The following is a 25,259-nucleotide window of genomic DNA, read 5'->3' as shown; positions in this document are numbered from 1 at the left end:
GCCCGTCGCCCGATCGCTCGACGAGGACCGATGACCAGGCCACCCACCCTCCGCGACGTCGCGGCCGCCAGCGGCGTGGCCATCTCGACCGCGTCGCGCGCCCTGACCAAGCCGGGCCGGGTCAACGAGCGCACCGCCGTCCGCGTCCGCGAGGCCGCGCGCCAGCTGGGATACGCGCCCAGCGCCACCGGCCGCGCGCTCAGCTCGGGCCGCACCCGCATGGTCGCCCTCCTCGTGCCGGACGTCACCAACCCCTACTTCTTCGGCATCGTGCGCGGCACCGCCGCCCGGCTGCGTGCCGACGGCTACGTGCACGTGCTGGTCGACGCCGAGGAGTCGGTCGAGGCCGAGGAACGGGCCCTGCGCGCGCTGCGCCCGACCGTCGACGGCGCCGTCCTGGCAGCGTCACGGCTCGACGACGACCGCCTCACCGCCTGGTCGCACGAGTTCCCGATGGTCACGGTGAACCGCCCCGTGCCCGACCAGTCGGGGGTCCTCGTCGACACCGCGGGCGGCACCGGCCAGGCGCTCGCCCACCTGGCCTCCCTCGGCCACCGTCGCGTCGCCTACGCGGCCGGCCCGCGCGCGTCGTGGTCCGACCGCCGCCGCCGCGCGGTCCTGCGCACGGCCGCCAAGCGCCTCGGCGTCGACGTCGTCTTCCTGGGACCGTTCGTGCCCCGCCGCGAGGACGGGGCCGCCGCGGCCGACGCCTGCCTGCACGCCGACGTCACCGCCGTCCTGGCGTTCGACGACCTGCTCGCCTTCGGCATCCTCGACCGGCTGGCCGAGCGCGGCATCGACGTGCCCGGCGCCATGAGCGTCGTCGGCTGCGACGACGTCTTCGGCGCCGACCTGGTCCGCCCCGGCCTGACCACGATCGCCGCCCCTCTGGAACGTGCCGGCCACGCGGCCGCCGACCTCCTGCTGGGGCGACTGGATCCCACCCACCCCGGCGGCACGGTCACCGTAGAGCTCCCCACCCACCTGGTGGTCCGCGGCTCCACCGGCACGGCCCCGCTCCGCGTGGTCCGCTGACCGTCAGAAAGGCCGTGACCCGCGCGGGTCGGCGCCGCGAGGATGCCCGGATGCTCCCCCTCGCCGAGATCGCCCGGCTCGACGCCACCGTCGACCCCGACTGGCGCAGCCCGGTGGCTGACGAGGTCGCCGCCGCCTGGGGTATCGCCCCCGGCGGTGCCCGGTGGCGTCGGTCCAGCGCGACGCACGTCTTCGTCGTACCCCCGGACGTCGACCCGCGCGGCGTCCTCTATCTGCGCTTCGTCCCGGCGTCGCTGCGCACGGTCCGCGACCTGGAGACCCCCGCGCGGTTGCTCGCGACCTGGGCTGCCGGGCACGGGGGGACGGTCGCACCGGTGCCGTCGGCTGAAGGCCGGCTCGTCGAGACGGTCCCGACGGTGCTGGGCGACATGCACGCCACCGCGGTCCACGCGGCTCCCGGCGCCGAGCTGGAGCTCGTGGACCTGACCACCACCCTCGCCTCGCACTGGGGTGCGGCGCTCGCGCGGCTGCACCGCGACGCGCGACCTCTGACCGCCGACGAGGAGCCGCCGCCGCTCGACCTGGCAGCGCTCGAGCGTGCGTGCAGGGACGACCCTGCGGTGCTGCACGCCGCCCGGGCGGTGCTGGCGGCGGCCGACCGAGCGGATCTGCCGAGCGGCACCCTGCACGGAGACTTCGAGCTCGACAACATGCGCTGGGTCGACGGGCACCCTGTCGCGTTCGACGCCGACGAGGCGAGGACCGGTCCGTACCTCCAGGACATCGCCGCCGCGGTCCGTGACCTGGTCGGTGACACGCCCGGGCAGGTCGAGCGCCCGGCGCTGCTCGCGGCCTTCCTGACCGGCTATCGCGGGGTGCGTCCGCTCTCGTACGACGAGGTGGCCGAGCTCGAGCTGCACAGCGCCGCGGTCGCCGTGCGGCTGCTGGTCGCGATCGCGCACCTGGAGGCGGACCCGGTGCCCGACGAGGAGCAGTGGTCGGTCGACCTGCGGGCGTCCCTCGTCGCGCACCGGCAGAGGTTGCGCGACCGTGTGCTGGCCGCCACGGTGGCCCGATGACGCTCTCCGAGGCTGACCTGGCCCACCTCACCCGCGCCGTCGAGCTCGCCCGCGAGGCGCTCGACGACGGCGACGAGCCCTACGGCTCCGTCCTGGTCGACGCCGCTGGGCAGGTCCGGTTCGAGGACCGCAACCGCGTGAAGGACGGCGACGAGACCCGCCACCCGGAGCTCGAGATCGCGCGCTGGTCCGCGAACCACCTGACGCCCGACGAGCGCGCGGCGTCGACCGTCTACACGTCCGGCGAGCACTGCCCGATGTGCGCCGCGGCCCACGCGTGGGTCGGTCTGGGCCGGATCGTCTACGCGACCTCGTCGGCGCAGATCAGCGGCTGGCGAGCGGACTGGCGCATCGCGGCGGGTCCGGTCGCGCCCCTGCCGATCACCGTCGTCGCCCCCGGCATCCCGGTCGAGGGACCCGTCGACTCCCTGGCCGCCGAGGTCAAGGACCTCATCCGACGCAGCCACGGCATCGACTGACGCGAGCAGCCGCCGTCTGCCGGCAGCGGCCGTCTACCGGCAGCGCCCGTCTATCGGCAGCGCCCGTCTACCGGCGCAGCACTGCCAGCACGCCGCACGTCGGTCTGTCCGGCCCACCACTCAGCGCGGCGCCGCGTCAGGGCTGTCCGGCCCGCCGCTGCGCCGATGCCGACCGTCAGGCCGGTTCCGACACGCCGTTCAGCGCGGCCAGCAGCCCCGGCCCGTGCCGTTCCAGCTTGGTCGCACCGACGCCGCTGATCCCGCCGAGCGCCTCCAGCGACGTCGGCCGCTGCGTCACCACCTCGCGCAGCGTCGCGTCGTGGAACACCACGTACGCAGGGACCCCCTGCTCCTTGGCGACACCAGCGCGCCACGCGCGCAGGACCTCGAACAGCTCGACGTCGTCGCCCGTGAGGTCGGCTGCGGCGGTGGCCCGGTTGCCTCGCGACCCGCGCGACCTGACGACCTTCTCGGTCTCCCGACGCAGCCGGACCTCGCGCGCCCCGCGCAGCACGTCGGCGCTGTCGGGCGCGAGCCGCAGGGTGCCGTAGCCGTCGGAGTCGACGCCGAGCAGCTCCATCGCCAGCAGCTGCCGGACGACGCCACGCCACTCGCCGTCGGACAGGTCCTTGCCGACGCCGAACGTGCTGAGGTCCCGATGACCGAGCTGCGTGACCCGCGGCGTCTCCTTGCCGAGCAGGATGTCGACGAGGTGGCCCGCGCCGTACCGCTGCCCGCGCTGCTCCAGCCGGACGACCGTCGACAGCAGCTTCTGCGCGGCGACGGTGCCGTCCCACGACTCGGGCGGCGTCAGGCACGTGTCGCAGTTGCCGCAGGGCTCGGAGGGCTGGCCGAAGTAGTTGAGGAGCTGGACGCGGCGGCACGACACCGTCTCGCAGAGCGCGAGCATCGCGTCCAGGTGCGCGGTCAGCCGACGCTTGTGGGCGGCGTCGCCCTCGGACGTGTCGATCATCCGCCGCTGCTGCACCACGTCGGCGAGGCCGTACGCGAGCCATGCCGTGGAGGGCAGCCCGTCACGCCCGGCTCGGCCGGTCTCCTGGTAGTACCCCTCGACGGACTTCGGCAGGTCCAGGTGGGCGACGAACCGGACGTCGGGCTTGTCGATGCCCATCCCGAACGCGATGGTCGCGACCATCACGATCCCGTCCTCGCGCAGGAACCTGCTCTGGTTCCGCGCCCGCACCTGCCGGTCGAGCCCTGCGTGGTACGGCAGCGCCGGCACACCGTGGTCGACCAGGAACTGCGCGGTCTGCTCGACCGAGTTGCGCGAGAGGCAGTACACGATCCCGGCGTCGCCCTCGTGCTCGGTGCGCAGGAGGTTGAGCAGCTGGTCGCGAGGCTTGTCCTTGGGCGCGATCCGGTACTGGATGTTGGGGCGGTCGAAGCTGGCCACGAAGTGCTTGGCGTCCCCGAGCTGCAGCCGCTGCGCGATCTCCGCGTGGGTCTGCTCGGTCGCGGTGGCGGTCAGCGCGATCCGCGGGACCTCGGGCCAGCGCTCGTGCAGCATCGACAGCTGCAGGTAGTCGGGGCGGAAGTCGTGGCCCCACTGGGACACGCAGTGCGCCTCGTCGATGGCGAACAGGGCGACCGTGCCCCGGTCGAGCAGCTCGATGGTCTCGCGCACCCGCAGGCGCTCGGGCGCCAGGTACAGCAGGTCGAGCTCGCCGGCGAGGTAGGCGTCCTCGACCTTCCGGCGCTCGAACGACTGCTGGGTCGAGTTGAGGAACCCCGCCCGCACCCCGAGCGCGGACAGGGCGTCGACCTGGTCCTGCATGAGGGCGATCAGCGGGGACACGACGACCCCGGTGCCCTGCCGGACCAGGGCCGGGACCTGGTAGCAGAGCGACTTGCCGCCGCCGGTCGGCATGAGCACCAGGGCGTCGCCGCCGCGCACCACGGTGTCGATGATCTCGGCCTGCTCACCGCGGAAGGCGTCGTAGCCCCAGACCGTGTGCAGCACCTCGGCGGCTGCGGCCAGAGCCGCCTCGGGATCGAGGGTCTGGGCGACCTCGCGCGGGATGTCGGGGCGTGGCGGGGGAGCGGACCGGGCTCCTCGGGCAGGCGGGGCCGACGGCTCGTGCTCGGGCGGTGCGGCGTCGTAGAAGGGGTCGAACGGCGGCTCCTCGTCGAGCGGCCAGTCCGGTACGTCGCTACCCCATCCGTCTGTCACGCGGCACACCCTACGTCTCACCGCCGACGCCGGACCGCCCTCCATCCACAGGTGCTCGGCCGCCGTCGGGCACGGTGCTGGTGGCGACCAAGCCCTCGGTGACGTCCGGGCAGGCCGGGGCGTCGCTCATGGCATGGTCGGCCCCGGACCGGCTGTCGCGGATCACCCGGGCCAGGCCGCGGCCGCGACGCGCGCGACCCCGCACCGCCTCCGTAGGGTGTTCCCCATGGCAACCGCACTCATCACCGGCGCGTCCGCAGGCCTGGGCCTGGAGTTCGCCTGGCAGCTGGCCACGGCCAAGCACGACGTCGTCCTGGTCGCCCGCAACGAGGAGCGGCTGACCCGCCTCGCGGCCCAGCTCGAGGCCGCCGCGGGCATCCGGGCGGAGGTGCTCGTCGCCGACCTGTCCGTCCGCGCCGACGTCGAGCGCGTCGCCGACCGGCTGCGCGCCACCGAGCGTCCCGTCGGGCTGCTGGTGAACAACGCCGGCCTGGGCCTGAACCAGCGCTTCGTCCCCGGCGACCTGGCCCGCGAGGAGACCGCGCTCGCGCTCATGGTCACCGCGGTCATGGTCCTGTCGCACGCCGCCGCCGGCGCCATGGTGCAGCGCGGCCGCGGGGCGATCCTCAACGTCGCGTCCGTCGCCGCCCTGCTTACTTCGGGCACGTACTCCGCGCACAAGGCGTGGGTCCGGGTGTTCACCGAGAGCCTCGCGGTCGAGCTGCGCGGCACGGGTGTCACGGCCACCTCGCTGAACCCCGGCTTCGTGCACACCGAGTTCCACGAGCGCGGCGAGATCGACATGACCGCCTACCCCGAGATCGCGTGGCTGAACGCCGAGGACGTCGTGGCCACCGGCCTGGCCGACGTCCGCCGCGGCGCCGTCCTGTCGACCCCGAGCCTGCGCTACCGGACGCTGTCGGCCGCTGCCCGGATCGCCCCGCGGTCCGCCGTCCGCGCGTTCGGCCGCTACCGCCGGGCTTACCAGGGCCAGGACACGGACGCCCCCACCGTCGGCTGAGCCATCCGGGTGAGGCCCACCGACCGGAGAGGTGGTCCTGGCTAGCATCGCCCGATGGTCACCAGGAGCCACATGGCCCTCTCGCCGGGGGAGATGGCCTACATCTGGGTCGCGTTCCTTGCGATCTTCGGTCCGATCGTCCTGGGCGACGTCCTCATCCGTCGTCGGAGAGCCGCGAGAGGGCGCCGACTGAGGGCGTGGGCCGACGAGCGCGGCTGGAGGTTCGACCAGGCGGACGGCGAGCTGACCGCGTTCGTGACGAGCCTGCTGGACGGCCAGCGACCAGCCCGGCACCGGTTGCTCGTACGCGACCTGCTCGTCCGGGACGACGGGGACCTCGCTGTCTACTCGTTCACGTACATGTGGCAGTGGACGGACGACCGCTTGCGGACCGCCGTCCGGTCCCGCGGCGAACGGTTCGGGGCGCACACCGCCCATGTGGTGGCCGTGCCGCTCGGAAGGATCGTCCCAAGGGTCCAGGTCACCCCCGAGGGTCCGCCGACAGGGCTCGCCCGTGCGCTGGGTGGCCAGGACATCCAGCTCGAGTCCGCCGAGTTCAACCGGGCCTTCCGGATCCTCGCCGACGACCCCCGCGCCGCGCACGCCGTCCTGCATCCTCGGCTGATGCAGCGGCTGCTCGACGAGCCGGGCCGGAGCGCGTCCTGGCGGATCGACCACGGCTGGGTCTTCGCCTGGGTCGACGGCGGCACGAAGGTGGAACAGATCCTGCCGATGCTCGACGTGGTCACCGCCGTCCGGGCGTCACTGCCCACGTTCGTCGGCACCCGCCCGGTAGCCTGACCGCCGTGACTCACGACCTCTCCCCGACGCCCCGCGAGCAGCTGCTCGACCTGATCAAGACCCTCGCGGTCGTGCACGGGAAGGTCACGCTGTCGTCGGGCCGTGAGGCCGACTACTACGTGGACCTGCGCCGCGTGACGCTGCACCACCGCGCTGCCCCGCTGATCGGGCACCTGCTGCTGGACCGGCTGGAGGAGGTCGGGCTCGGCACCGCGGAGATCGACGCCGTCGGCGGCCTGACGCTCGGTGCCGACCCCGTCGCGACCGCTCTCCTGCACGCCGCCGCCTCGCGCGGTCAGGACCTCGATGCGTTCGTCGTCCGCAAGGAGGCGAAGGCGCACGGCATGCAGCGCCGCGTCGAGGGCCCGGACATCGCCGGGCGCAAGGTCGTCATCCTGGAGGACACGTCGACCACGGGCGGCTCGCCGATCGCCGCGATCGAGGCGGCGCGCGAGGCGGGTGCCGAGGTGCTGGGTGCTGCCGTCATCGTCGACCGCGCGACCGGTGCGCAAGCCAAGATCGAGGCGCTCGGCGTCCCGTACCACTACCTGTTCAGCCTGACCGACCTCGGTCTGGCCTGACCCCGAGCATGGGCGACGGTCTGTTCGGAGTCCTGGTCGTCCTCGGCCTGGTGGTCACGGTCGGGCTGTTCGTCGCCGGGTTCTGGGTGCAGAAGAAGCGCCACGAGCGGTTCCGGGCCTGGGCGCTGAGCAACCGGTGGACGTACGCGGAGTCGGAGCGGTCGCTGGTCGACATCTCGCGCGGGCAGCCGTTCGGTCAGGGCAGCGCACGGCGGGCGACCGAGGTCCTGCGCGGCACCTACGACTCCCGGCCGGCGCTGTCGTTCACGTACCAGTGGACGACCGGCAGCGGGAAGAACCGGACCACGCACCACGCGCACATCGTCGGGCTGGCACTGCCGACGTACCTGCCGACGGTCGAGGTGACCCCCGAAGGGCTCGGCGCCCGGCTGGCCAAGCTGGTCGGTGCCCAGGACGTCCAGTTCGAGTCCGAGGCGTTCAACCGTGCGTACCGGGTGGCGGCGACGGACCAGCGGACCGGGCACGCGATCCTGCACCCGCGGCTCATGGAACGGCTGCTGCAGGGTGACGCCCTCGGCACCGCGTGGCGGATCGACGGCACCTGGATCCTGTCGTGGGGGTCCGGGACCACCGACCTCGACCGCCTGGCGCCCCGGCTCGGCGTGCTCTGCGCCGTCGTCCGGTCCATCCCACGGCACGTCTGGCAGGACCACGGGTACGACCCCACCCCGACGACGATCGGTCAGCCGGAGGGCTGACGTCCGAGGCCCGACGCTACGATCTCCTGAACCGCCCGACCTCCGAGAGGCCCTGCTGTGAGCACCGGTGTCATCGTCCTGATCGTCCTCGCCGTGATCGTCGTGATCGCCCTCATCTGGGCCGTCACCACCTACAACGGCTTCGTCCGCCTGCGGAACCTGGTGCAGGAGGCGTGGCGGCAGATCGACGTCGAGCTGCACCGCCGCCACGACCTGATCCCGAACCTCGTCGAGACGGTCAAGGGCTACGCGGCCCACGAGCGCGGCGTGTTCGACGAGGTCGCCCGCGCCCGTGCCGCCGCAGCGGGCCCGGCATCGGGCCCGGCCGAGCAGGCCGTCCAGGAGAACCAGCTGACCCAGGCGCTCGGCCGGCTGTTCGCCGTCGCGGAGGCCTACCCCGTGCTGCGGGCCAGCGAGAACTTCCAGCAGCTCCAGGCCGAGCTGACCAACACCGAGGACCGCATCGCCGCCGGCCGCCGGTTCTACAACGCGAACGTCCGCGAGCTGAACACCAAGGTCGAGACGTTCCCGCCGAACATCATCGCGAACATGTTCCACATCGAGCGTGCCGAGTACTTCGAGGTCGAAGAGCCCAGCGTCCGGGCAGCCCCCGAGGTCAGCTTCTGACCCAATCGCCACCGGCGCGGTAGCCCCGCGATCGGCGGCTCTGCACGTCGCGGCTCGTCCCGAGTCGAGGTGACCGACCGTGGTGCCGGATCGCGCGGGCCGAGAGGTCAGCGACACCGCCCTCTTCCGGCTGCGGGGGCGCATGCGTGGTGTGCCCGTCGCCATCGCCGTCCTGACCGCGATCGCGCTCTGCGGCCCGACGGTCCCGTCGGTGGTCGAGCCCGACGGCGGATGGCTGTTCACCCTCGCCGGACTCGTGGTCGCGGCGCTGCTCGTATCGCTCGGCGTGCACGTGTCGCGGCGCGGGATCGTCGCGTTCCCTGATGGGGTGCTCGTCCGGAACCTGTTCCGGAACCGGCGGGTGGCGTGGGCGAACCTGGTGGACATCACCTTTGACGCGGTCGTGACAGAGGCCGGGTTCACCTCCTACCACCGACTTCTGTTCACGACGACGAGCGGCCCGGTAGTCGCGCAGGTCCCCGGCGGACGGACGGCGCCGGGCGGTCGGCTCGACTCTGCGCGCACCCGCCTCCTCGCGGTGCGCGACCAGATGGTCGCCGAGGAGGGCTAGACCCGGTCGATCAGGTCCTGGACGGAGTTCAGGATCTCGGTGGGCCGGAAGGGGAACGCCTCGACGTCGGCCAGCTTCGTGGAACCGGACAGGACCAGGAACGTCCGCAGGCCGGCCTCGATGCCGGCGACGACGTCGGTGTCCATCCGGTCGCCGACCATGACGGTGGTCTCGGAGTGGGCGTCGATCCGGTTGAGCGCGGAGCGGATCATCATCGGGTTGGGCTTGCCGACGAAGTACGGCTGCCGTCCGGTGGCGGCGCTGATCATCGCGGCGACCGCGCCGGTGGCGGGCAGGTCACCGTCGGCGGAGGGTCCGGTGACGTCCGGGTTGGTGGCGATGAACCGGGCGCCGCCCTGGATCAGGCGGATGGCCTGCGTGATCGCCTCGAAGGAGTACGTGCGCGTCTCGCCGAGGACGACGAAGTCCGGCTGCGCGGCGGTCAGGGTGTAGCCGGCCTCGTACAGCGCGGTGGTCAGCCCGGCCTCGCCGATGACGTACGCGGAACCGCCCGGCATCTGGTCGGTGAGGAACTGGGCGGTGGCCAGGGCCGAGGTCCAGATGGCGTCCTCGGGGACGTCGATCCCGGACGCAGCCAGGCGTGCGCGCAGGTCCCGCGTGGTGAAGATCGAGTTGTTGGTCAGGATGAGGAACGGGCGGTCGCCGTCGCGCAGCGCCGTGACGAACTCCGCGGCACCGGGCAGCGCGGTGCCCTCGTGCACGAGGACGCCGTCCATGTCGGACAACCACGAGCGGATCTCGCGAGGTCCGTGGTGCGTCACGCGCCGAACGCCCTGCGCTCGACCTCGTCGCGCTCGGCCTGCTCGTCGTAGCGCGGGTCGCGGCCGGCCTCGTCGACGGGCAGCCCCGCTGCGCGCAGCTTCTTGTCCTTGCGGTTCTTGCGCCAGACCTCGACGATCACGGGCGCCACCGACATGAAGACCACGAGGACCAGGAGGGCCTCGATGTTCTCCTTGATGAAGGTGATGTTCCCCAGCAGGTAGCCGAGCAGGGTGACGCCGCCGGCCCACAGGATCACGCCGATCGCGTTGAAGAAGGCGAAGTGCTTGTACGGCATCCGCCCGACGCCCGCCGCGACGGACGCGTACGTGCGCACGAACGGGATGAACTGCGCGACGATCAGGGTCCGGCCGCCGTACTTGTCGAAGTAGGCGTACGTCTGGTCGATGTACCGCTGCTTGAAGAAGCGCGAGTCGGGCTTGCTGAACACCTTCGGGCCGAGCGTGCGGCCGATCAGGTAGCCGGTCTGGGTGCCCGCGTACGCGGTGACGATCAGCAGCAGGATCAGGGCCCCGATGCTGATGTTCACGTTCAGGTCTTCCTGAGCCACCAGCGCACCGGCGGTGAACAGGAGCGAGTCGCCGGGAAGGATCGGGAACAGGAGCCCGACCTCGATGAAGATGATGGCGAGGATGCCGATCAGCGCCCACGTCCCGAACGAGTCGATCAGGTGCTGCGGGTCGAGGAAGTCGGGCCCGAGGGCGGCGACGGGTCCGGCGGCCGTGAGGGCGGTCGTCATCAGCATGCGACCAGAGTACGGGGCGAGTGTTGAGGGGCCGGTGGCCGGGTTGTGCGGAGCCTGTGCGCCACTGCGTCGGGCTGGTGCTGAACAATGGCACCGTGCGGGCCACCGTGAAGGACGTCGCAGCCCGGGCGGGCGTCTCGCCGAAGACCGTCTCCAACGTCATCCACGGGGTCGTGTTCGTGCGCCCGGAGACGCGCGAGCGGGTGGAACGCGCGCTGGCCGAGCTCGACTACGTGCCCAACCTGGGTGCGCGCGGGCTGCGCAACGGCCGGTACGGCCTCATCGCCCTGGCGCTGCCCGACCTGTCGACGGCGTACTCCGCCGAGCTGGCGCACCACTTCGTCGAGGAGGCGCACTCGCGCGGCTGGTCCTTGCAGATCGAGGAGACGGCTGCGGAGCCGGGCCGCGAGCGCGACCTGCTGTCCCGGGCGCGGTCGCACCTGGTCGACGGGCTCGTGCTCAACCCGGTCTCCCTGGCGGACTCCGCCGTGCCGGTGCTCCCCGGGCCGCTGCCGCCGACGGTGCTCATCGGCGAGGTCGTGCAGGACCGGGCGGACCACGTGGGCGTCGACAGCGTGCAGGCGTCGCGTGACGTGACGGAGCACGTGCTGTCCACGGGCCGGCGCCGCATCGCCGCGGTGGGCACGCCCCCGGTCGGCGTGGAGACCGCGGCCGCGCGGCAGCGCACCGAGGGGTACCGGTCGGCGCTCGCGGCGGCGGGGGTGGAGCACGACCCGGACCTCGAGATCCCGGTGCGGCACTGGACGACGGAGCAGGCGGTCGAGGCGACGCGGGCCCACCTCGCGCAGCACGCGGCCCCGGACGCGTTCGTCTGCTTCACGGACTCGATGGCGCTCGGGGTGCTGAGCGTGCTCTGGGAGCGCGGGCTGCGGGTGCCCGACGACGTCGCGGTGGCGGGGTTCGACGACGTCGCCGCCGCCCGGTACGCGGTGCCTCCGCTGACCACCGTGGCGTTCGACCTGCGGGGCTACGCGGTGGCCGCGCTGGACCTGCTCAGCGAGCGGATCGCGGACCCCGGCAGGCCGTTGCGGCAGCTGGTGTACCCCCACGGGGTCGTGGTCCGGGCGAGCACCGGCTGACGTCTCCGCTGGTCAGAGGGGGTGTGACAGCGGTGAGCGCGCCTGTGTTGCCTGGCCGTTCTAACGATGTAATGATGCGAACCGGACACGGCGAGCAAAGCCGCACCGGGTGACCGACAACGACGTCGGGCGCGTCTCACGAAGGAGTGAGGGCATGGCACTGCACCACTTCGCGCACCGGCGCACCGCCGGCGACCTGGTCCTCCCACCAGGTCCGGGAATCACCAGACGCCAGATGCTGGTCGGCTCCCTCGCGGCCGTCGGAGGTGTCGCCGCGGCCTCGGCGCTCGCGGGCTGCGCCCCGTCGGCGTCGGCGAGCGGCCTGCACGAGCTCGCCTACTGGCACCTGCTCAGCGGCGGCGACGGCATCACCATGGCGGGGCTGGTCGACAAGGTGAACGCCCTCGACCACGGGTACGAGGCGACCCAGACCGTGCTGGCCTGGGGGGCGCCGTACTACACCAAGCTGGCCATGGCGAGCGTCGGCGGGCGGTCGCCCGACGTCGCGATCATGCACGCGTCACGGGTGGCCGGGTACGCCCCGGGCGGGCTGCTGGACCCGTGGGACCTGGACCTGCTGGCCGAGTTCGGCGTCGAGGAGTCCGACTTCCTCGAACGCGTCTGGGCCAAGGGCGGTCTGGACGGCAAGCAGTACTCGATCGCCCTCGACTCGCACCCGTTCATCATGATGTACAACCTCGACGTGGCCGAGCAGGCCGGGGTCCTGGGTCCGGACGGCCAGCTCGCACCGATCGACAGCCCGGACCAGTTCCTCGAGGTCGCCCGGGCGATGCAGGCGGTGACGGGCAAGCACGGGCTCTCGTACGGGTACCTGGGCGACGGGGCCCAGATGTGGCGGCTCTTCTACACGCTCTACAAGCAGCACGACGCCGACTTCGACCTGTCCGGCCTGACGGCGAAGGTCGACGACGACGCCGCGGTGGAGTCGCTGGAGTTCATCCAGCAGCTCCTCGACGGCACCATCTGCACGCCCAGCGGCGACTACGGCACGGCGGTCTCGGAGTTCATGTCCGGCGAGAGCGGCATGTTCTTCACCGGGGTGTGGGAGCTGCCGACCGCCAAGAGCTCGGGGCTGGCGTTCGACGCGCAGCCGATCCCGACGCTCTTCGGCACGCCGGCCGCGTACGCCGACTCGCACGCGTTCACGCTGCCGCACCAGTCGAGCCCCGACCCGGAGCAGCGGCGGGCGAGCTACCAGTTCGTCGCCGACCTCCTGCAGAACTCGCTCGGGTGGGCCGAGGCCGGGCACATCCCCGGGTTCCAGCCGGTGGTGCAGAGCGCCGACTACCAGGCGCTCATGCCGCAGGCGCACTACGCGGCCGCCGCGGAGATCCTCAACTACGACCCGGAGGCGTGGTTCACCGGGTCCGGCAGCGACTTCCAGAACTACTTCCTGGAGACCGTGCAGGGCGTGTACCTGGACGGCTCCGACCCCGCCGAGGGCTTCGCCGCCTTCGTCCGCCGGGTGAACGTCCAGCTGGCCAAGCCGAACCCGGTGTGACCCGAAGGAGCTGACCGTGTCGTCTACAACCGTCGCCCCACCACGCACCACGTCGGCCGAGCAGATCCGGCGCGGCGAGAGCGAACGCCGCGCCCGCGACAACCGCATCGGCTGGGCGTTCGTGGCACCGTTCGTGATCGTCTTCGTGATGTTCCTCGTCTGGCCGCTGGTGCACGGCTTCTACCTCAGCTTCACGGGGGAGAGCATCACCGGAGCGGGTGGGCAGCTCATCGGCTTCGACAACTATGCCGAGGCGCTGCGTGACCCGATCATGTGGCGCTCCCTGCTGAACACCCTGTGGTTCACCGTCCTCTCGACCGTCCCGCTGGTCATCGTGGCGCTGATCCTGGCGCTGCTGGTGCACCAGGGGCTGCCCGGGCAGTGGCTCTGGCGGCTCTCGTTCTTCATGCCGTTCCTGCTGGCCTCGACCGTCGCGGCGCAGTTCTGGATCTGGATGTACAACCCCCAGCTCGGCCTCGTGAACTACGTGCTCGGGGCGGTGGGCGTCGAGCAGATCGCCTGGCTGCAGGATCCTCAGTGGGCGATGCTCGCGGTCGTCGTCATGACGCTCTGGTGGACCGTCGGCTTCAACTTCCTGCTCTACCTGACGGCCCTGCAGAACATCCCGGAGCAGCAGTACGAGGCCTCCGCGCTCGACGGCGCAGGCCGGTGGCGGCAGCTGCGGTCGATCACCGTGCCGCAGCTCGGCCCGACCACCGTGCTCATCGTGATCCTGCAGGTCCTGGCCTCGCTGAAGGTCTTCGACCAGATCTACATCATGACGCAGGGCGGCCCCGGGGGCGTGACCCGCCCGGTCGTCCAGTACGTCTTCGAGGTGGGCTTCACCGGCTACCGGTTCGGGTACGCCTCGGCGATCGCCTACATCTTCTTCGCGATCATCGTCATCATCTCGATCGGCCAGATGCGCCTGACCACGAGGAGGGGTGCCTGATGGCCACCACCGTCGCTCCCCAGCCCAACGCTCCCGGAGCGGGCGCGGGCGTCCGGCAGCAGAGCTGGCTCGCCCAGAAGGCCGGTCTGCGCATCGGCGAGCGGTTCGCCAGCCCCGGCCGCATCGGCGCGGTCGTCGCCCTGGTCGTCCTCGCGGTGTTCTGGCTGCTGCCGTTCTTCTGGGCGGTCGTGACGTCGTTCAAGTCCGAGACCGCCGCGGCGGCGACGCCCGTGACGTGGTTCCCGGAGGACGGGTTCACCACCGACGCGTACGCGAACGTGCTGCGTGAGGGCAACATCCCGCTCTGGACGTGGAACAGCCTGATCACCGCGACGGCGATCACGCTGATCACCCTCGTGGTGACGTCGCTGGCCGCCTATGCCTTCTCCCGGCTCGACTTCACCGGCCGCCGGTGGCTGTTCTGGGCGATCATCGCGGCGATCATCATCCCGCCGCAGGTGCTCATCGTCCCGCTGTTCTACGAGATGCTCACGCTGAACCTCGTCGACACCTACTGGGCCGTCATCCTGCCGCAGGTGGTCCACCCCGCCATGGTGTTCATCCTCAAGAAGTTCTTCGACCAGGTGCCCGTCGAGCTCGAGGACGCGGCCCGCATCGACGGCGCCGGCCGCCTGCGGGTGTTCTGGTCGATCGTGCTGCCGCTGTCCCGTCCGATCCTGGCGGCCGTGTCGATGTTCGTGTTCGTCTTCGCGTGGAACAACTTCCTGTGGCCGTTCATCGCGACGAGCGACGCGTCGCTGATGACGCTGCCGGTCGGTCTGCAGACCGTGAAGAGCGCGTACGGCCTGCAGTACGCGCAGGTCATGGCCTCGGCCGTGCTCGCCGCGCTCCCGCTGGTGGTCGTGTTCCTGTTCTTCCAGCGCCAGATCATCAAGGGATTCGCGACGACCGGGTTCGGTGGTCAGTGATGACTCGCGCACGCGTCACGCTCGACCGCGACTTCGTCGTCGGGGAGGTTCCCCGCCGGATCTTCGGGTCGTTCGTCGAGCACATGGGCCGGTGCGTCTACAGCGGCATCTACGAGCCCGGCCACCCGAGCGCCGACGACCAGGGCTTCCGTCGTGACGTCCTCGACCTGGTCAAGGAGCTCGGCGCGACGGTCATCCGGTACCCCGGCGGGAACTTCGTCTCCGGGTACGCGTGGGAGGACGGCGTCGGCCCGGACCGGCCCCGACGTCTCGACGGCGCCTGGCACACGGTCGAGACCAACGCCTTCGGGCTGCACGAGTTCGTCGACTGGTCCCGCGTGGCCGGCGTCGAGGTCATGGAGGCCGTGAACCTCGGTACCCGGGGCGTCGAGGAGGCGCGCGCGCTGGTCGAGTACGCCAACCACCCGGGCGGCACCGAGCTGTCCGACCGGCGGCGCAAGAACGGCCACGAGGACCCGTTCGACATCCGGCTGTGGTGCCTGGGCAACGAGATGGACGGCCCGTGGCAGATGGGCGCCAAGACTGCCGACGAGTACGGCCGGCTCGCGCAGGAGGCCGCCAAGGCCATGCGGCTGGTGGACCCGCGGATCGAGCTGGTCGCGTGCGGCTCCTCCAACTCCGGCATGCCGACGTTCGGCGCGTGGGAGCAGACCGTGCTGGGGCACGCCTACGACCAGGTGGACTACGTGTCGCTGCACGCCTACTACCAGGAGCACGACGGCGACCACGCGAGCTTCCTGGCCAGCGCGGTCGACATGGACTACTTCATCGAGTCGGTGGTCGCGACGGCCGACGCCGTGCGCGCACGCGGAAAGCACAGCAAGCTCATTCATCTCTCGTTCGACGAGTGGAACGTCTGGTACGCCACCGGCAAGGACACCGCGGACCAGCCGCACGTGATCGAGAGGGCCGGGATCTGGCAGGAGCACCCGCGGATCATCGAGGACGAGTACTCGGTCACCGACGCGGTCGTCGTCGGCACGTTCCTCAACTCGCTGCTGCGGCACGGCGACCGGGTGAAGATCGCCAACCAGGCCCAGCTGGTCAACGTCATCGCGCCGATCCGCTCGGAGGAGGGTGGACCCGCGTGGCGGCAGTCGATCTTCTGGCCGTTCGCGCGGACGGCGGCCCTCGCCCGCGGGGTGATCCTGCGCACGGCCGTCACGTCCGACCGCTACGACACCGCGAAGTTCGACGCGGTGGACCTGGTCGACGTCTCCGCCACCTGGGACGAGGAGCACGGCCGCGTCGCGCTCTTCCTGGCGCACCGGGGTCTCGACGAGGACGCGGAGGTCACGGTCGACCTGCGCGGCTGGACGGCCGGCCAGGTCCGGCGTGCCGAGGTGCTCACCGTGCCCGAGGGCGGCGACCGCCACACCACCAACGCGCAGGACGCGCAGGACCGCGTGGGACTGCGCCCGCTCGACGGGGTGCGCGCCGAGGGCGGCACGGTGACCCTGCGGCTGCCCCCGCTGGCGTGGGCGGTCGTGGAGCTGGAGGTCACGCTGGCCTAGCGTGACGCCCGTGGACGAGGAGCGTGCGGAGGTCGGTGTCGGGCCGTGGGTGGGCGAGCGGCCGGCCGACGAGCGCTACGACCCCGTGCTGCTGGCCGAGGGCGACCGCCGCAACGTCGTCGACCGCTACCGGTACTGGACGGTCGAGGCGATCGTCGCGGACCTCGACACCCGGCGGCACCCGTTCCACGTGGCCGTCGAGAACTGGGCCCACGACCTGAACATCGGCTCGGTCGTCCGCACCGCCAACGCGTTCCTGGCAGCCGAGGTGCACATCGTCGGCAACCGCCGCTGGAACCGTCGCGGCGCCATGGTCACCGACCGCTACCAGCACGTCCGCCACCATCCGACGGTCGAGGACCTGGTCGCGTGGGCGGCCGAGCGCGACCTCCCGGTGCTCGGCGTCGACAACCTCCCCGGCTCCGTGGCCCTGGAGGGGTACCCGCTCCCGCGCGCCTGCGTCCTGCTGTTCGGGCAGGAGTCCGTGGGCCTGTCGGACGCCGCACGCGAGGCCGCCGTCGACGTCCTGCACATCGCCCAGTTCGGCTCCACCCGCTCCATCAACGCGGGCGCAGCGGCCGCGATCGCCATGCACGCCTGGATCGGCCGGCACGCGTCACCGGGTGTCCAGGGGTAGAACGTCCCGGGCGTCGGGCCGTGCGGGCGTGCCAGAATCGATGCGATACCCCCTCCCCTCTATGCGCAGGAGATGCTGCAGATGGCCATCGCCACCCCCGAGGTCTACGCCGAGATGATCGACCGGGCGAAGGCGGGCAAGTTCGCCTACCCGGCCGTGAACGTCACGTCGTCCCAGAGCGTCACCGCCGCCCTGCAGGGCTTCGCCGAGGCGGAGTCCGACGGCATCATCCAGGTCTCCGTCGGCGGCGCCGAGTACGCGGCCGGCTCGACCGTCAAGGACCGCATCGCCGGCTCGCTGGCCCTCGCGGCGTACGCGGCCGAGGTGGCCAAGGGCTACCCGATCACCGTCGCGCTGCACACCGACCACTGCGCCAAGCAGAACCTCGACTCCTGGGTGCGGCCGCTGCTCGCGCTCGAGATCGAGCAGGTCAAGGCCGGCAAGCTCCCCACGTTCCAGTCGCACATGTGGGACGGCTCGTCCGTGCCGCTCGACGAGAACCTGATCATCGCCGAGGAGCTCCTGGAGCTCAGCGTCGCCGCCCGCACGATCCTCGAGATCGAGGTCGGCGTCGTCGGTGGCGAGGAGGACGGCCACACGGCCGAGATCAACGACAAGCTGTACACGACCGTCGAGGACGGCCTGGCCACGGTCAAGGCGCTCGGTGCGGGCGAGAAGGGCCGCTACCTGACGGCCCTCACGTTCGGCAACGTGCACGGCGTCTACAAGCCGGGTGCGGTCAAGCTGCGTCCGTCGATCCTCGCCGAGATCCAGAAGGCCGTCGGCGACGCCATCGGCAAGGAGAACCCGTTCGACCTGGTGTTCCACGGTGGCTCCGGTTCGACCGAGGCCGAGATCGCCGAGGCCGTCGACAACGGTGTCATCAAGATGAACATCGACACGGACACGCAGTACGCGTTCAGCCGTCCGGTGGCGGACCACTTCTTCCGCAACTACGACGGCGTGCTCAAGGTGGACGGCGAGGTGGGCAACAAGAAGGCCTACGACCCGCGCGCCTGGGGCAAGCTCGCCGAGGCCGGCATGGCGAAGCGCCTCGTCGAGGCCGCGCAGCAGCTCCGCTCGGCCGGGCACACGCTCGGCGCCTGACACCAGCACAGGAAAGGCCCCCGGTCACCCGGGGGCCTTTCCTGTCCTCAGCTGGTGCTGTCTCCGACCGGCTGGAACTCGGACTCGTCCCCTTCGACGACGTCCAGGAGCTCCCCGATCCGGGTGACCTCGAGCAGGAACCGCACGGTGGGCGGCACCCGCAGCAGGCGGACACGGTGCTGGGACCGGATGGACAGGCGAGCGAGGAAGGCGACTCCTGAGGAGTCCATGAACGTCACGTGGTGGGCGTCGACCTCGATGGGGAGGCCCACCTGCTCCGCCTCCGCCGTCGCTTCCTGCAGCTCGGGACCGAGATCGGCGTCGACCTCGCCCGAGAGCACGATGCGGGTGGCGTCGGTCCCCACGATGACCTGCACGGCTCCCGGCTCGCCGACGATCCCTGCACTCTGGTCGGCCTGCGAGACGTCCGCAGGCCCGTCGGGGATCGTGCTGTTACCGTCGCGCACGGCGCTCCTTTCAGCTTCTTCGGGCGGGCCAGCGCCGGTTCTCGACGACGTGCCTGTTCGGAACGCTAGACGATGGGAGGTGGTGGTGGTCAACTCCCACGCCTCAGCCCTTCCCGATCGGGCCCTGGCCGACGTCCGCGACCGCGCCCTCATGTCCACTTCCGTGCCGATGGCCCTTCTGGATGCGACGGCGGAGAACCTGCCCGTGATCTGGGTGAACGACGCGTTCGAGCAGGTCACCGGCTACGACGTGGAGGAGGCGCGGCGCCGCCAGACCGCGATCCTGGGAGACACGGCGCTGCAGGGTCCCGATCTGGTCCGCTTGCGGGACGGGCTGCGCGCCGGGCGAGAGATCGCCCACACGATCGTGCTGCGGCGCGGCGACGGCACCCAGCTCGCCTGCCGCGTGCACCTGTCCCCGGTCCGTGCCGGCGACGACGGTCCCCTGACCCACTGGGTCGCCGCGCTCCAGGACCTGACGGAGCAGCTGTCGCACGACGCCGAGCAGGCGGCGATGGTGGAGACCGAGCGCCGCGAGCGCCGCAGCCTCGGGCTGATCGCGCAGGTCTCGGACCTCCTGATGGACGTCGACGACCCGCACGCCCTGCGTGAGATCGCGACGATCCTGCGGCGGGCGGTCGTGGGCTGGGCCGCGTTCTACCTCAACGACGGCGGGCTGCGGATCGCCGACGGGATCGACGCGGGGCGCCCGCCCACCGGCAAGGGATCGCGGCACGGTGAGGGACCGGCCGTGCGGGACGTCGGGCCCGACGCCGTCCAGCAGCTCCTCGACGCCGAGACCGACCGGCCGGTCGAGCTGGCGCTCGGTGGTTCCTACGGGCTCGGGAGCGCGTCCGCGTGGCTCGCGCAGCAGGCTGAGGCCGAGCTCGGCGCCGCCGACGGAGACGAGGACCGTTCAGTCCTCGTCTTCCCGCTGCCCGGACGCCGCCGGGTGCTCGGGGTGCTCGTCGTGCACGCGCACGACGGCCACGGCCTGCGCAGCCTGGAGCCGTCCGTCCGCACCGTCCTGGACCTGACGGCCCGGCGCGTCGGGCTGGTCATCGACAACGCGCGCCTCTACGACCGCGAGCACCGCCTCGCCGAGACCCTCCAGCGGGCGATGCTCCCCGAGCAGGCCGAGGTCGACGGCCTCGACGTGTGGACGTACTACGCACCGAACTCGGAGAACGCCCAGGTGGGCGGCGACTGGTACGACGTGCTGCAGGTCAGCACCGACGTGGTCGGCGTCGTGATCGGGGACGTTGTCGGCCATGACGTCGAGGCGGCCGCGTCGATGGGTCAGCTGCGCTCGGTGGTCCGCTCGTACATCTTCGACATCACGACGCCCGGCCCGGTGCTGGAGCGCGTCGACCAGCTCGTCGCGGGCATGCGGGTGCCGCGACCGGCCGGGCTGGTCCTGTCGACGCTGACGCGCTCCGAGGACCGGTGGCGGCTGGAGTACTCCCGGGCCGGTCACCTACCGGCCCTGCTCGTCCGGGCGGGCCACGTCACCCCGCTCGACGCGGCGGGCGGTCCGCTGATCGGGTTCGGCGGGGTCCCCCGCAGCACGGGCGCGGTCGAGCTCGACGCCGGTGACGTCGTCGTCTACTACACGGACGGTCTCATCGAGCGGCGCGACCGTGGCCTGCGCGACGGGCTCGCGGCGCTGTCCGCGGTGGCGGCCGGCGTCACCGCACGGGACGCGGCAGGGGTCGGTGAGGAGCTGCTGTCCCGGCTCGCGGACCACCCGGAGGACGACGTGGCCGTCGTCGTCGTGCGGGTGCCGTCGCCGCTGGACACCTCCGCGCGCACCCGCAGCCCCCGCCGTCGGCGCTGGTCGCTGCCCAGCGAGGCTGCGTCCATCGGGCGCGCGCGGCACGCGGTCGTGCGGACCTGCCAGGCGTGGGGGATCGAGGACGTGGCGAACGCGGAGCTGGTGGTCTCCGAGCTCGTGGCCAACGCCGTGCTGCACGGGTTCGGGCACGTGTCGCTGCAGCTCTACGACACGGGGGACGGTCTGCGCATCGAGGTCGAGGACGCCAACCCCGCACCGCCGGTCACCACCGACGGGCACCCCGGGCGCGTGGGGGGCTTCGGCATGCAGATCGTCGAGCGCCTGGCGGACTGGGGCTGGCGCCAGTCGCGCGGCGGCAAGCTCGTGTGGGCGAAGGTGCGACCGGGGTCGCTCCCCGCCACCGGTCGCTAGGCCGGGGCGGACGCCCCGTCGGGACGGCGGAAGTCCGACTGCTCGACGCCCGACTCGCACCGGTGGTCCGTGTCGATGCGGAACAGGTCGAGGGCACCGCAGATCTCGATGACGAACAGGTCCCGCGGGTCCGCTCCGCGCAGGACGGTCGCGCCGCCACGCTTGCGACCGGAGTCGGCCAGCGAGATGAGGAACGCCGCACCGGTGGAGTCCATGAACGTGACACGGCACATGTCGATGACCACGAGCTGGCGGCGCAGACCCACGACGCGTGCGGCGATCTCCGGGAACTGGTCACGCTCGGCCAGGTCGAGGTCGCCGGCGACGGTCAACGTCGTCGTCGTCGAGGACGTCGAGATCTCGATCATGGGCACCCTGTCTGGAGGGGGGAGGTGCGCACCGAACAAGGGTCCAGGTCGGCGGCACGACTGTAGTCGCGCTCCCAGGGGGACGCACGCGGTAGGGGACACTGTGCGCATGAGCCACGAGAACCTGCTGGACGGTCCCGCCCCGACGCTGCTCCCCGCCGACGGCCCGGACGCCGACGCCCGTGATGCGTTGAGCAGCGGCTCCTCCCCGCGCGAGGCCGTCGCCGCGGCACCGGCGGCATCGATCCTGTGGGCCCTGCTGGCGGAGAACGCCCTCGCGGACGACGGCGACCCCGTGGCTGCCTACGCCTACGCGCGCACCGGATACCACCGGGGCCTCGACGCCCTGCGCCGCGCGGGCTGGCACGGCCGCGGCCCGATCCCCGCGGACCACGCCCCCAACCAGGGTTTCCTGCGGTCGCTGCTCGCGCTCGCGGAGGCCGCGGAGGCCATCGGCGAGTCCGAGGAGGCGACCCGGTGCGAGACGTTCCTCTCCGACAGCGGCACCTCCGTCGAAGAGGTCGCGAACCTGCGGTGACATGACCATCTCTTGACGATCCGGTAGCCTCTGTGGGTACTAGGTCACTGCCGCCTGGTGCACGGCCCCCGGCACACGTCCAGCACCCGGGTCCGCACCGTAGGCAGGGTGGGAGTGGTGATCTGGATGCCGGCCGTCGTGGTGCTCGGGGCTCAGTGGGGCGACGAGGGCAAGGGCAAGGCGACCGACCAGCTCGGTGCGCGGACGGACTACGTCGTGAAGTTCAACGGCGGGAACAACGCGGGCCACACGGTCGTGATCGGTGGCGAGAAGTACGCCCTGCACCTGCTGCCGTCCGGGATCCTCTCGCCTGGTGTCGTCCCGGTCATCGGCAACGGCGTCGTCGTGGACATCGAGGTGCTGTTCGAGGAGATCGACGCGCTCGAGGCGCGTGGCGTCGACACCTCCGCCCTCAAGGTCTCGTCGGCCGCCCACGTGATCGCCCCGTACAACCGCACCCTCGACAAGGTCACCGAGCGGTTCCTGGGCAAGCGCCGCATCGGCACCACCGGCCGCGGCATCGGCCCGGCGTACTCCGACAAGATCAACCGCGTCGGTATCCGCGTCCAGGACCTGTTCGACGAGAAGATCCTGCGGGAGAAGGTCGAGGGCGCCCTCGACCAGAAGAACCACCTGCTGGTGAAGGTCTACAACCGCCGGGCCATCACGGTCGACGAGACGGTCGAGGACCTGCTGCGCCACGCCGAGCGCCTGCACCCGCTCGTGACGGACACCCCGCTGCTGCTGAACACCGCGCTCGACGACGGCAAGACGCTCGTGTTCGAGGCCGGCCAGGCCACCATGCTCGACGTCGACCACGGCACCTACCCGTTCGTCACGTCCTCGTCGGCCACGGCCGGCGGCGCGTGCACGGGTTCGGGCGTGGGGCCGACGAGGATCGACCGCGTCGTCGCCGTCGCCAAGGCGTACACCACCCGCGTGGGCGAGGGCCCGTTCCCCACCGAGCTGCTCGACGACGACGGTGAGTGGCTGCGGCAGACCGGCGGCGAGTTCGGCACGACCACCGGCCGCCCGCGCCGCACCGGCTGGTACGACGCCGTCGTGGTCCGCTACGCCAGCCGTGTCAACGGGCTCACCGACCTGGTGGTCACCAAGCTCGACGTGCTGACCGGCCGGGACAAGATCCCGGTCGCCGTGGCGTACGACGTCAAGGGCCGCCGGTTCGACGAGATGCCCTACGACCAGTCGGACTTCCACCACGCGACGCCGATCTACGAGTACCTGGACGGCTGGTCCGAGGACATCTCCGGGGCGCGTGAGTTCGACGACCTGCCCGCCGCGGCCCAGCGCTACCTGCTGCGCCTCGAGGAGATCTCGGGTGCCCGCATCTCCTCGATCGGCGTCGGTCCCGGCCGCGAGGCCACGATCGTCCGGCACGAGCTGCTCAGCTGACGTCTCCCGCCAGCCGGGCGTGCAGGTGCGCGTCGTGGCGGCCGTCGCTCTGCAGGTACGACCCCCGCTTGGTGCCCTCGAGGAGGAACCCCGCGCGGGTGGCCACCCCGCACGAGGCCGTGTTCTGCGTCGCGTGGTCGACCTGGATCCGGTACAGCCCCAGGGTCCCGAAGCCCCAGTCGGCCACGGTGCGCAGCGCGGTCGTCGCGACCCCCCGACCGCGGGCACGGGGCAGCACCCAGTAGGAGACCTCGGAGATGCCGTCGCCGTGCTCGAACGTGCGCAGGCTGATCTGCCCGACGGGTTCGTCGTCGATCGTGATCGCCCAGCCGGCTCCGGTCTCCGCCTGCCATCGCGCGGCCCAGTGGGCGACCCACGCGACTGCCTCGTCGGCATCCATCGACCGCTGGTGCCAGTGCCGGATGTCCGGGTCGGCGTAGGCCTCGACCACCGCGTGCTCGTCACCTGCCCGCCAGGGGCGGAGCACGATCCCGTGGGCGACGAGCACCGGTTGCGGTCGGGCTCGGATGCTGCCGGGCGCGATCGTGGGCGGGGCCAGTCGGGGCACGCGCCCAGTATGGCGACGGTCAGACCGTCGTGGGGACCTTCTCGACGAGCGGCAGCTCCAGCTCGGTCACCATGCGCTGGCGGACCACCGCGACGGGGTAGGCGACGACGGCGACGCAGACCACGGTCGCGCCGACGAACACGGCCGGCAGGCCCCACCGCTCCGCGACCAGCCCGCCGAGCACCGCGCCGACCGGCATGAGCCCGTACGCCAGGGTCCGGCTGGCGCCGCCGACGCGGCCGAGCATCCCGGGCGCGACCATCCGCTGCCGCATCGACTGCGAGATCACGTTGCCGTTCGTGTTGAGGAACCCGAGCAGGAAGATGCCCGCCGTGATCGCCGGCACCGTGGGCACGAGCACGGGGACCAGCATGAGCAAGGACTGCAGCAGCCAGGACGTCAGCAGCAGCCGGACCTCGGGGATGCGGCGGCCCAGCGGCTCGGCCGCGACCGAGCCGAGGACCGCACCGACCGCCAGGACGGCGATCACCAGCGGGTACTGCGCGGGCTCGAGGCCGACGCGCGACCCGGGACCGACCATCCAGAGCACGAACACGGCGAAGTACCCGGTGCTCGCCATGTTCATCACGCTGCCGGCCACGAGCAGCGGCCGAAGGACGGGGTGCCGGACCAGGAAGCCGACGCCCTCGCGGATCTCGGCGGTCGCCGAACGCCTCTGCGGCGCGGCGTGCTTGTACGACCCGGGGATCCGGGTGGCGATGAGCAGCAGCGCGAGCACGCCGAGACCGGCCGGGACGCCGAGGACCCAGCCGGCGCCGAGCACGAGCAGGGCGCCGGCGACGGGGCCGCCGACGAACGCGGACATGACCTGCTGCGCGGCGAGCGTGCGCCCGTTCGCTGCCTCGAGGCGGGAGCGCGGCACGAGGTCCGGGACCAGCGCCGAGCCGGCCAGGTCGACGAACACGTCGGTCACCCCGTAGAGCAGCACGACCACCGTCAGCCCGGGCATGGTCATCTGCCCGGACGCGACCAGCCAGACCGCGACGCCGAGCAGGACCGCGCGGGCGGCCAGCCCGACCACCTGGGTGTACTTGCGGTCCCGCCGGTCGACGACCACCCCCGCGGCGAGCCCGCACACCAGCCACGGGAGCCACGCCGCGGCGGTGAGCAGCGCGATCTGGCTGGGGGAGCGCGTGAGCGTCAGGGCGTACAGGGGGACGCCGGTCTGCACGATGCCGTCGCCGAGGTTCGCCATGCCGGTGGCCGTCAGGTGCGCGGCGAACCGTCGGCCGAGGGGTTCCCGCGTGGCGACCTGCTCGCTCATGGGTGTGCTCCCGCTAGGATC

At 72.0% G+C, this 25,259-nt stretch carries 26 protein-coding genes; 19 read left to right on the top strand and 7 right to left on the bottom strand.

Annotation, left to right across the window (positions count from 1 at the left end):
* Positions 1–30 precede the first annotated feature (30 nt).
* From ASD16_RS14110 to ASD16_RS14100, 3 genes are read left to right on the top strand one after another with little or no spacing between them, the layout of a single operon-like run.
* Positions 31–1,035, top strand: coding sequence for a LacI family DNA-binding transcriptional regulator (locus ASD16_RS14110; protein WP_055918650.1), 1,005 nt, complete (start codon positions 31–33; stop codon positions 1,033–1,035).
* 50 nt (positions 1,036–1,085) lie between these two features.
* Positions 1,086–2,075, top strand: a complete 990-nt coding sequence (locus tag ASD16_RS14105; RefSeq protein ID WP_055918647.1) for a phosphotransferase enzyme family protein — start codon at positions 1,086–1,088, stop codon at positions 2,073–2,075.
* The gene (locus ASD16_RS14100) at positions 2,072–2,554 is read left to right on the top strand and encodes a nucleoside deaminase (RefSeq protein WP_055918644.1); all 483 of its coding nucleotides are present in this window, start codon (positions 2,072–2,074) and stop codon (positions 2,552–2,554) included. The genes ASD16_RS14105 and ASD16_RS14100 overlap by 4 nt, the downstream gene beginning before the upstream one ends.
* Positions 2,555–2,729: 175 nt before the next feature.
* On the opposite strand, the gene recQ is transcribed toward ASD16_RS14100, so the two are convergent.
* Positions 2,730–4,790: a DNA helicase RecQ gene (gene recQ / locus ASD16_RS14095; RefSeq protein WP_082570888.1), complete on the bottom strand. Its 2,061-nt coding sequence runs from the start codon at positions 4,788–4,790 to the stop codon at positions 2,730–2,732.
* Positions 4,791–4,971: 181 nt separating this feature from the next.
* Between recQ and ASD16_RS14090 the strand changes: the two genes are divergently transcribed.
* The 6 genes from ASD16_RS14090 to ASD16_RS14065 all read left to right on the top strand — a co-directional run bounded on the left by ASD16_RS14090 (position 4,972) and on the right by ASD16_RS14065 (position 9,065).
* A complete protein-coding gene (locus tag ASD16_RS14090; protein ID WP_055920469.1) occupies positions 4,972–5,766 on the top strand; it encodes an SDR family oxidoreductase in 795 nt (264 codons plus the stop codon).
* Positions 5,767–5,820: 54 nt separating this feature from the next.
* On the top strand, positions 5,821–6,567 hold the full coding sequence (locus tag ASD16_RS14085; RefSeq protein ID WP_157453950.1) for a DUF3137 domain-containing protein: 747 nt from the start codon (positions 5,821–5,823) through the stop codon (positions 6,565–6,567).
* A 5-nt stretch (positions 6,568–6,572) separates the two neighbouring features.
* Positions 6,573–7,148 carry an orotate phosphoribosyltransferase gene (gene pyrE, locus ASD16_RS14080; RefSeq protein WP_055918638.1) on the top strand — a complete coding sequence of 192 codons (576 nt, stop codon included), beginning with the start codon at positions 6,573–6,575 and terminating at the stop codon, positions 7,146–7,148.
* Between the two features lie 8 nt (positions 7,149–7,156).
* Positions 7,157–7,867 (top strand): DUF3137 domain-containing protein, encoded by a 711-nt coding sequence (locus ASD16_RS14075; RefSeq protein ID WP_055918635.1) that lies wholly within the window; start codon positions 7,157–7,159, stop codon positions 7,865–7,867.
* A 57-nt stretch (positions 7,868–7,924) separates the two neighbouring features.
* A complete protein-coding gene (locus tag ASD16_RS14070) occupies positions 7,925–8,494 on the top strand; it encodes a LemA family protein (protein ID WP_055918632.1) in 570 nt (189 codons plus the stop codon).
* A 79-nt stretch (positions 8,495–8,573) separates the two neighbouring features.
* Entirely contained in the window at positions 8,574–9,065 is a 492-nt protein-coding gene (locus ASD16_RS14065; protein WP_055918629.1) for a PH domain-containing protein, read from the top strand.
* Here ASD16_RS14065 and ASD16_RS14060 read toward each other — a convergent pair.
* Positions 9,062–9,802, bottom strand: coding sequence for an HAD-IIA family hydrolase (locus ASD16_RS14060; protein WP_055920466.1), 741 nt, complete (start codon positions 9,800–9,802; stop codon positions 9,062–9,064). The genes ASD16_RS14065 and ASD16_RS14060 overlap by 4 nt on opposite strands.
* Before the next feature lie 41 nt (positions 9,803–9,843).
* Positions 9,844–10,611, bottom strand: a complete 768-nt coding sequence (locus tag ASD16_RS14055) for a VTT domain-containing protein (protein ID WP_055918627.1) — start codon at positions 10,609–10,611, stop codon at positions 9,844–9,846.
* Positions 10,612–10,706: 95 nt separating this feature from the next.
* Between ASD16_RS14055 and ASD16_RS14050 the strand changes: the two genes are divergently transcribed.
* The 7 genes from ASD16_RS14050 (at position 10,707) to fbaA (ending at position 18,393) form a co-directional block, all read left to right on the top strand.
* Positions 10,707–11,711: a LacI family DNA-binding transcriptional regulator gene (locus ASD16_RS14050; RefSeq protein ID WP_055920463.1), complete on the top strand. Its 1,005-nt coding sequence runs from the start codon at positions 10,707–10,709 to the stop codon at positions 11,709–11,711.
* Between the two features lie 154 nt (positions 11,712–11,865).
* A complete protein-coding gene (locus ASD16_RS14045; RefSeq protein WP_082570887.1) occupies positions 11,866–13,233 on the top strand; it encodes an extracellular solute-binding protein in 1,368 nt (455 codons plus the stop codon).
* Positions 13,234–13,249: 16 nt separating this feature from the next.
* Positions 13,250–14,185, top strand: a complete 936-nt coding sequence (locus tag ASD16_RS14040; RefSeq protein ID WP_200942960.1) for a carbohydrate ABC transporter permease — start codon at positions 13,250–13,252, stop codon at positions 14,183–14,185.
* A complete protein-coding gene (locus tag ASD16_RS14035; RefSeq protein WP_082570885.1) occupies positions 14,185–15,114 on the top strand; it encodes a carbohydrate ABC transporter permease in 930 nt (309 codons plus the stop codon). Before ASD16_RS14040 ends, ASD16_RS14035 begins: the two co-directional genes overlap by 1 nt.
* Positions 15,114–16,649: an alpha-N-arabinofuranosidase gene (locus tag ASD16_RS14030; protein WP_055918624.1), complete on the top strand. Its 1,536-nt coding sequence runs from the start codon at positions 15,114–15,116 to the stop codon at positions 16,647–16,649. Before ASD16_RS14035 ends, ASD16_RS14030 begins: the two co-directional genes overlap by 1 nt.
* 10 nt (positions 16,650–16,659) lie before the next feature.
* Positions 16,660–17,286, top strand: a complete 627-nt coding sequence (locus tag ASD16_RS14025; RefSeq protein WP_235523313.1) for a TrmH family RNA methyltransferase — start codon at positions 16,660–16,662, stop codon at positions 17,284–17,286.
* A gap of 81 nt (positions 17,287–17,367) precedes the next feature.
* Complete coding sequence (gene fbaA, locus ASD16_RS14020) at positions 17,368–18,393, top strand: class II fructose-bisphosphate aldolase (RefSeq protein ID WP_055920451.1); 1,026 nt, start codon at positions 17,368–17,370, stop codon at positions 18,391–18,393.
* 47 nt (positions 18,394–18,440) lie between these two features.
* Here the strand turns inward: fbaA and ASD16_RS14015 are convergent, their stop codons facing one another.
* Positions 18,441–18,860, bottom strand: a complete 420-nt coding sequence (locus tag ASD16_RS14015; RefSeq protein ID WP_055918620.1) for an STAS domain-containing protein — start codon at positions 18,858–18,860, stop codon at positions 18,441–18,443.
* A 151-nt stretch (positions 18,861–19,011) separates the two neighbouring features.
* On the opposite strand from ASD16_RS14015, the gene ASD16_RS14010 reads away from it, so the two are divergent.
* A complete protein-coding gene (locus ASD16_RS14010; protein WP_082570943.1) occupies positions 19,012–21,066 on the top strand; it encodes a SpoIIE family protein phosphatase in 2,055 nt (684 codons plus the stop codon).
* Here the strand turns inward: ASD16_RS14010 and ASD16_RS14005 are convergent.
* Complete coding sequence (locus ASD16_RS14005; protein ID WP_055918617.1) at positions 21,063–21,434, bottom strand: STAS domain-containing protein; 372 nt, start codon at positions 21,432–21,434, stop codon at positions 21,063–21,065. The two genes, ASD16_RS14010 and ASD16_RS14005, sit on opposite strands and share 4 nt — an antisense overlap.
* Positions 21,435–21,543: 109 nt before the next feature.
* Here ASD16_RS14005 and ASD16_RS14000 point away from each other — a divergent pair, with 109 nt between their 5' ends.
* The gene (locus ASD16_RS14000) at positions 21,544–21,972 is read left to right on the top strand and encodes a DUF3151 domain-containing protein (RefSeq protein ID WP_055918614.1); all 429 of its coding nucleotides are present in this window, start codon (positions 21,544–21,546) and stop codon (positions 21,970–21,972) included.
* Positions 21,973–22,098: 126 nt separating this feature from the next.
* Positions 22,099–23,385: an adenylosuccinate synthase gene (locus ASD16_RS13995; protein WP_055920446.1), complete on the top strand. Its 1,287-nt coding sequence runs from the start codon at positions 22,099–22,101 to the stop codon at positions 23,383–23,385.
* On the opposite strand, the gene ASD16_RS13990 is transcribed toward ASD16_RS13995, so the two are convergent.
* Both ASD16_RS13990 and ASD16_RS13985 read right to left on the bottom strand, forming a co-directional pair.
* Positions 23,378–23,953: a GNAT family N-acetyltransferase gene (locus ASD16_RS13990; protein WP_055918607.1), complete on the bottom strand. Its 576-nt coding sequence runs from the start codon at positions 23,951–23,953 to the stop codon at positions 23,378–23,380. The genes ASD16_RS13995 and ASD16_RS13990 overlap by 8 nt on opposite strands.
* A 19-nt stretch (positions 23,954–23,972) precedes the next feature.
* Entirely contained in the window at positions 23,973–25,238 is a 1,266-nt protein-coding gene (locus tag ASD16_RS13985) for an MFS transporter (RefSeq protein ID WP_055918604.1), read from the bottom strand.
* Positions 25,239–25,259: the final 21 nt, after the last annotated feature.

Source organism: Cellulomonas sp. Root485 (genome assembly GCF_001426705.1).
In the GTDB taxonomy this organism is placed as follows: domain Bacteria; phylum Actinomycetota; class Actinomycetes; order Actinomycetales; family Cellulomonadaceae; genus Cellulomonas.
This window is presented reverse-complemented; position numbering and strand designations above follow the sequence as displayed.

Bases quoted from the DNA above. Each gene is read 5' to 3' on its own strand.
- ASD16_RS14110 (WP_055918650.1), top strand. From the start codon at position 31: ATGACCAGGCCACCCACCCTCCGCGACGTCGCGGCCGCCAGCGGCGTG.
- ASD16_RS14105 (WP_055918647.1), top strand. From the start codon at position 1,086: ATGCTCCCCCTCGCCGAGATCGCCCGGCTCGACGCCACCGTCGACCCC.
- ASD16_RS14100 (WP_055918644.1), top strand. From the start codon at position 2,072: ATGACGCTCTCCGAGGCTGACCTGGCCCACCTCACCCGCGCCGTCGAG.
- recQ (WP_082570888.1), bottom strand. From the start codon at position 4,790: ATGGAGGGCGGTCCGGCGTCGGCGGTGAGACGTAGGGTGTGCCGCGTG.
- ASD16_RS14090 (WP_055920469.1), top strand. From the start codon at position 4,972: ATGGCAACCGCACTCATCACCGGCGCGTCCGCAGGCCTGGGCCTGGAG.
- ASD16_RS14085 (WP_157453950.1), top strand. From the start codon at position 5,821: ATGGTCACCAGGAGCCACATGGCCCTCTCGCCGGGGGAGATGGCCTAC.
- ASD16_RS14075 (WP_055918635.1), top strand. From the start codon at position 7,157: ATGGGCGACGGTCTGTTCGGAGTCCTGGTCGTCCTCGGCCTGGTGGTC.
- ASD16_RS14060 (WP_055920466.1), bottom strand. From the start codon at position 9,802: ATGGACGGCGTCCTCGTGCACGAGGGCACCGCGCTGCCCGGTGCCGCG.
- ASD16_RS14055 (WP_055918627.1), bottom strand. From the start codon at position 10,611: ATGCTGATGACGACCGCCCTCACGGCCGCCGGACCCGTCGCCGCCCTC.
- ASD16_RS14045 (WP_082570887.1), top strand. From the start codon at position 11,866: ATGGCACTGCACCACTTCGCGCACCGGCGCACCGCCGGCGACCTGGTC.
- ASD16_RS14035 (WP_082570885.1), top strand. From the start codon at position 14,185: ATGGCCACCACCGTCGCTCCCCAGCCCAACGCTCCCGGAGCGGGCGCG.
- ASD16_RS14030 (WP_055918624.1), top strand. From the start codon at position 15,114: ATGACTCGCGCACGCGTCACGCTCGACCGCGACTTCGTCGTCGGGGAG.
- fbaA (WP_055920451.1), top strand. From the start codon at position 17,368: ATGGCCATCGCCACCCCCGAGGTCTACGCCGAGATGATCGACCGGGCG.
- ASD16_RS14010 (WP_082570943.1), top strand. From the start codon at position 19,012: ATGTCCACTTCCGTGCCGATGGCCCTTCTGGATGCGACGGCGGAGAAC.
- ASD16_RS14005 (WP_055918617.1), bottom strand. From the start codon at position 21,434: ATGATCGAGATCTCGACGTCCTCGACGACGACGACGTTGACCGTCGCC.
- ASD16_RS14000 (WP_055918614.1), top strand. From the start codon at position 21,544: ATGAGCCACGAGAACCTGCTGGACGGTCCCGCCCCGACGCTGCTCCCC.
- ASD16_RS13995 (WP_055920446.1), top strand. From the start codon at position 22,099: ATGCCGGCCGTCGTGGTGCTCGGGGCTCAGTGGGGCGACGAGGGCAAG.
- ASD16_RS13985 (WP_055918604.1), bottom strand. From the start codon at position 25,238: ATGAGCGAGCAGGTCGCCACGCGGGAACCCCTCGGCCGACGGTTCGCC.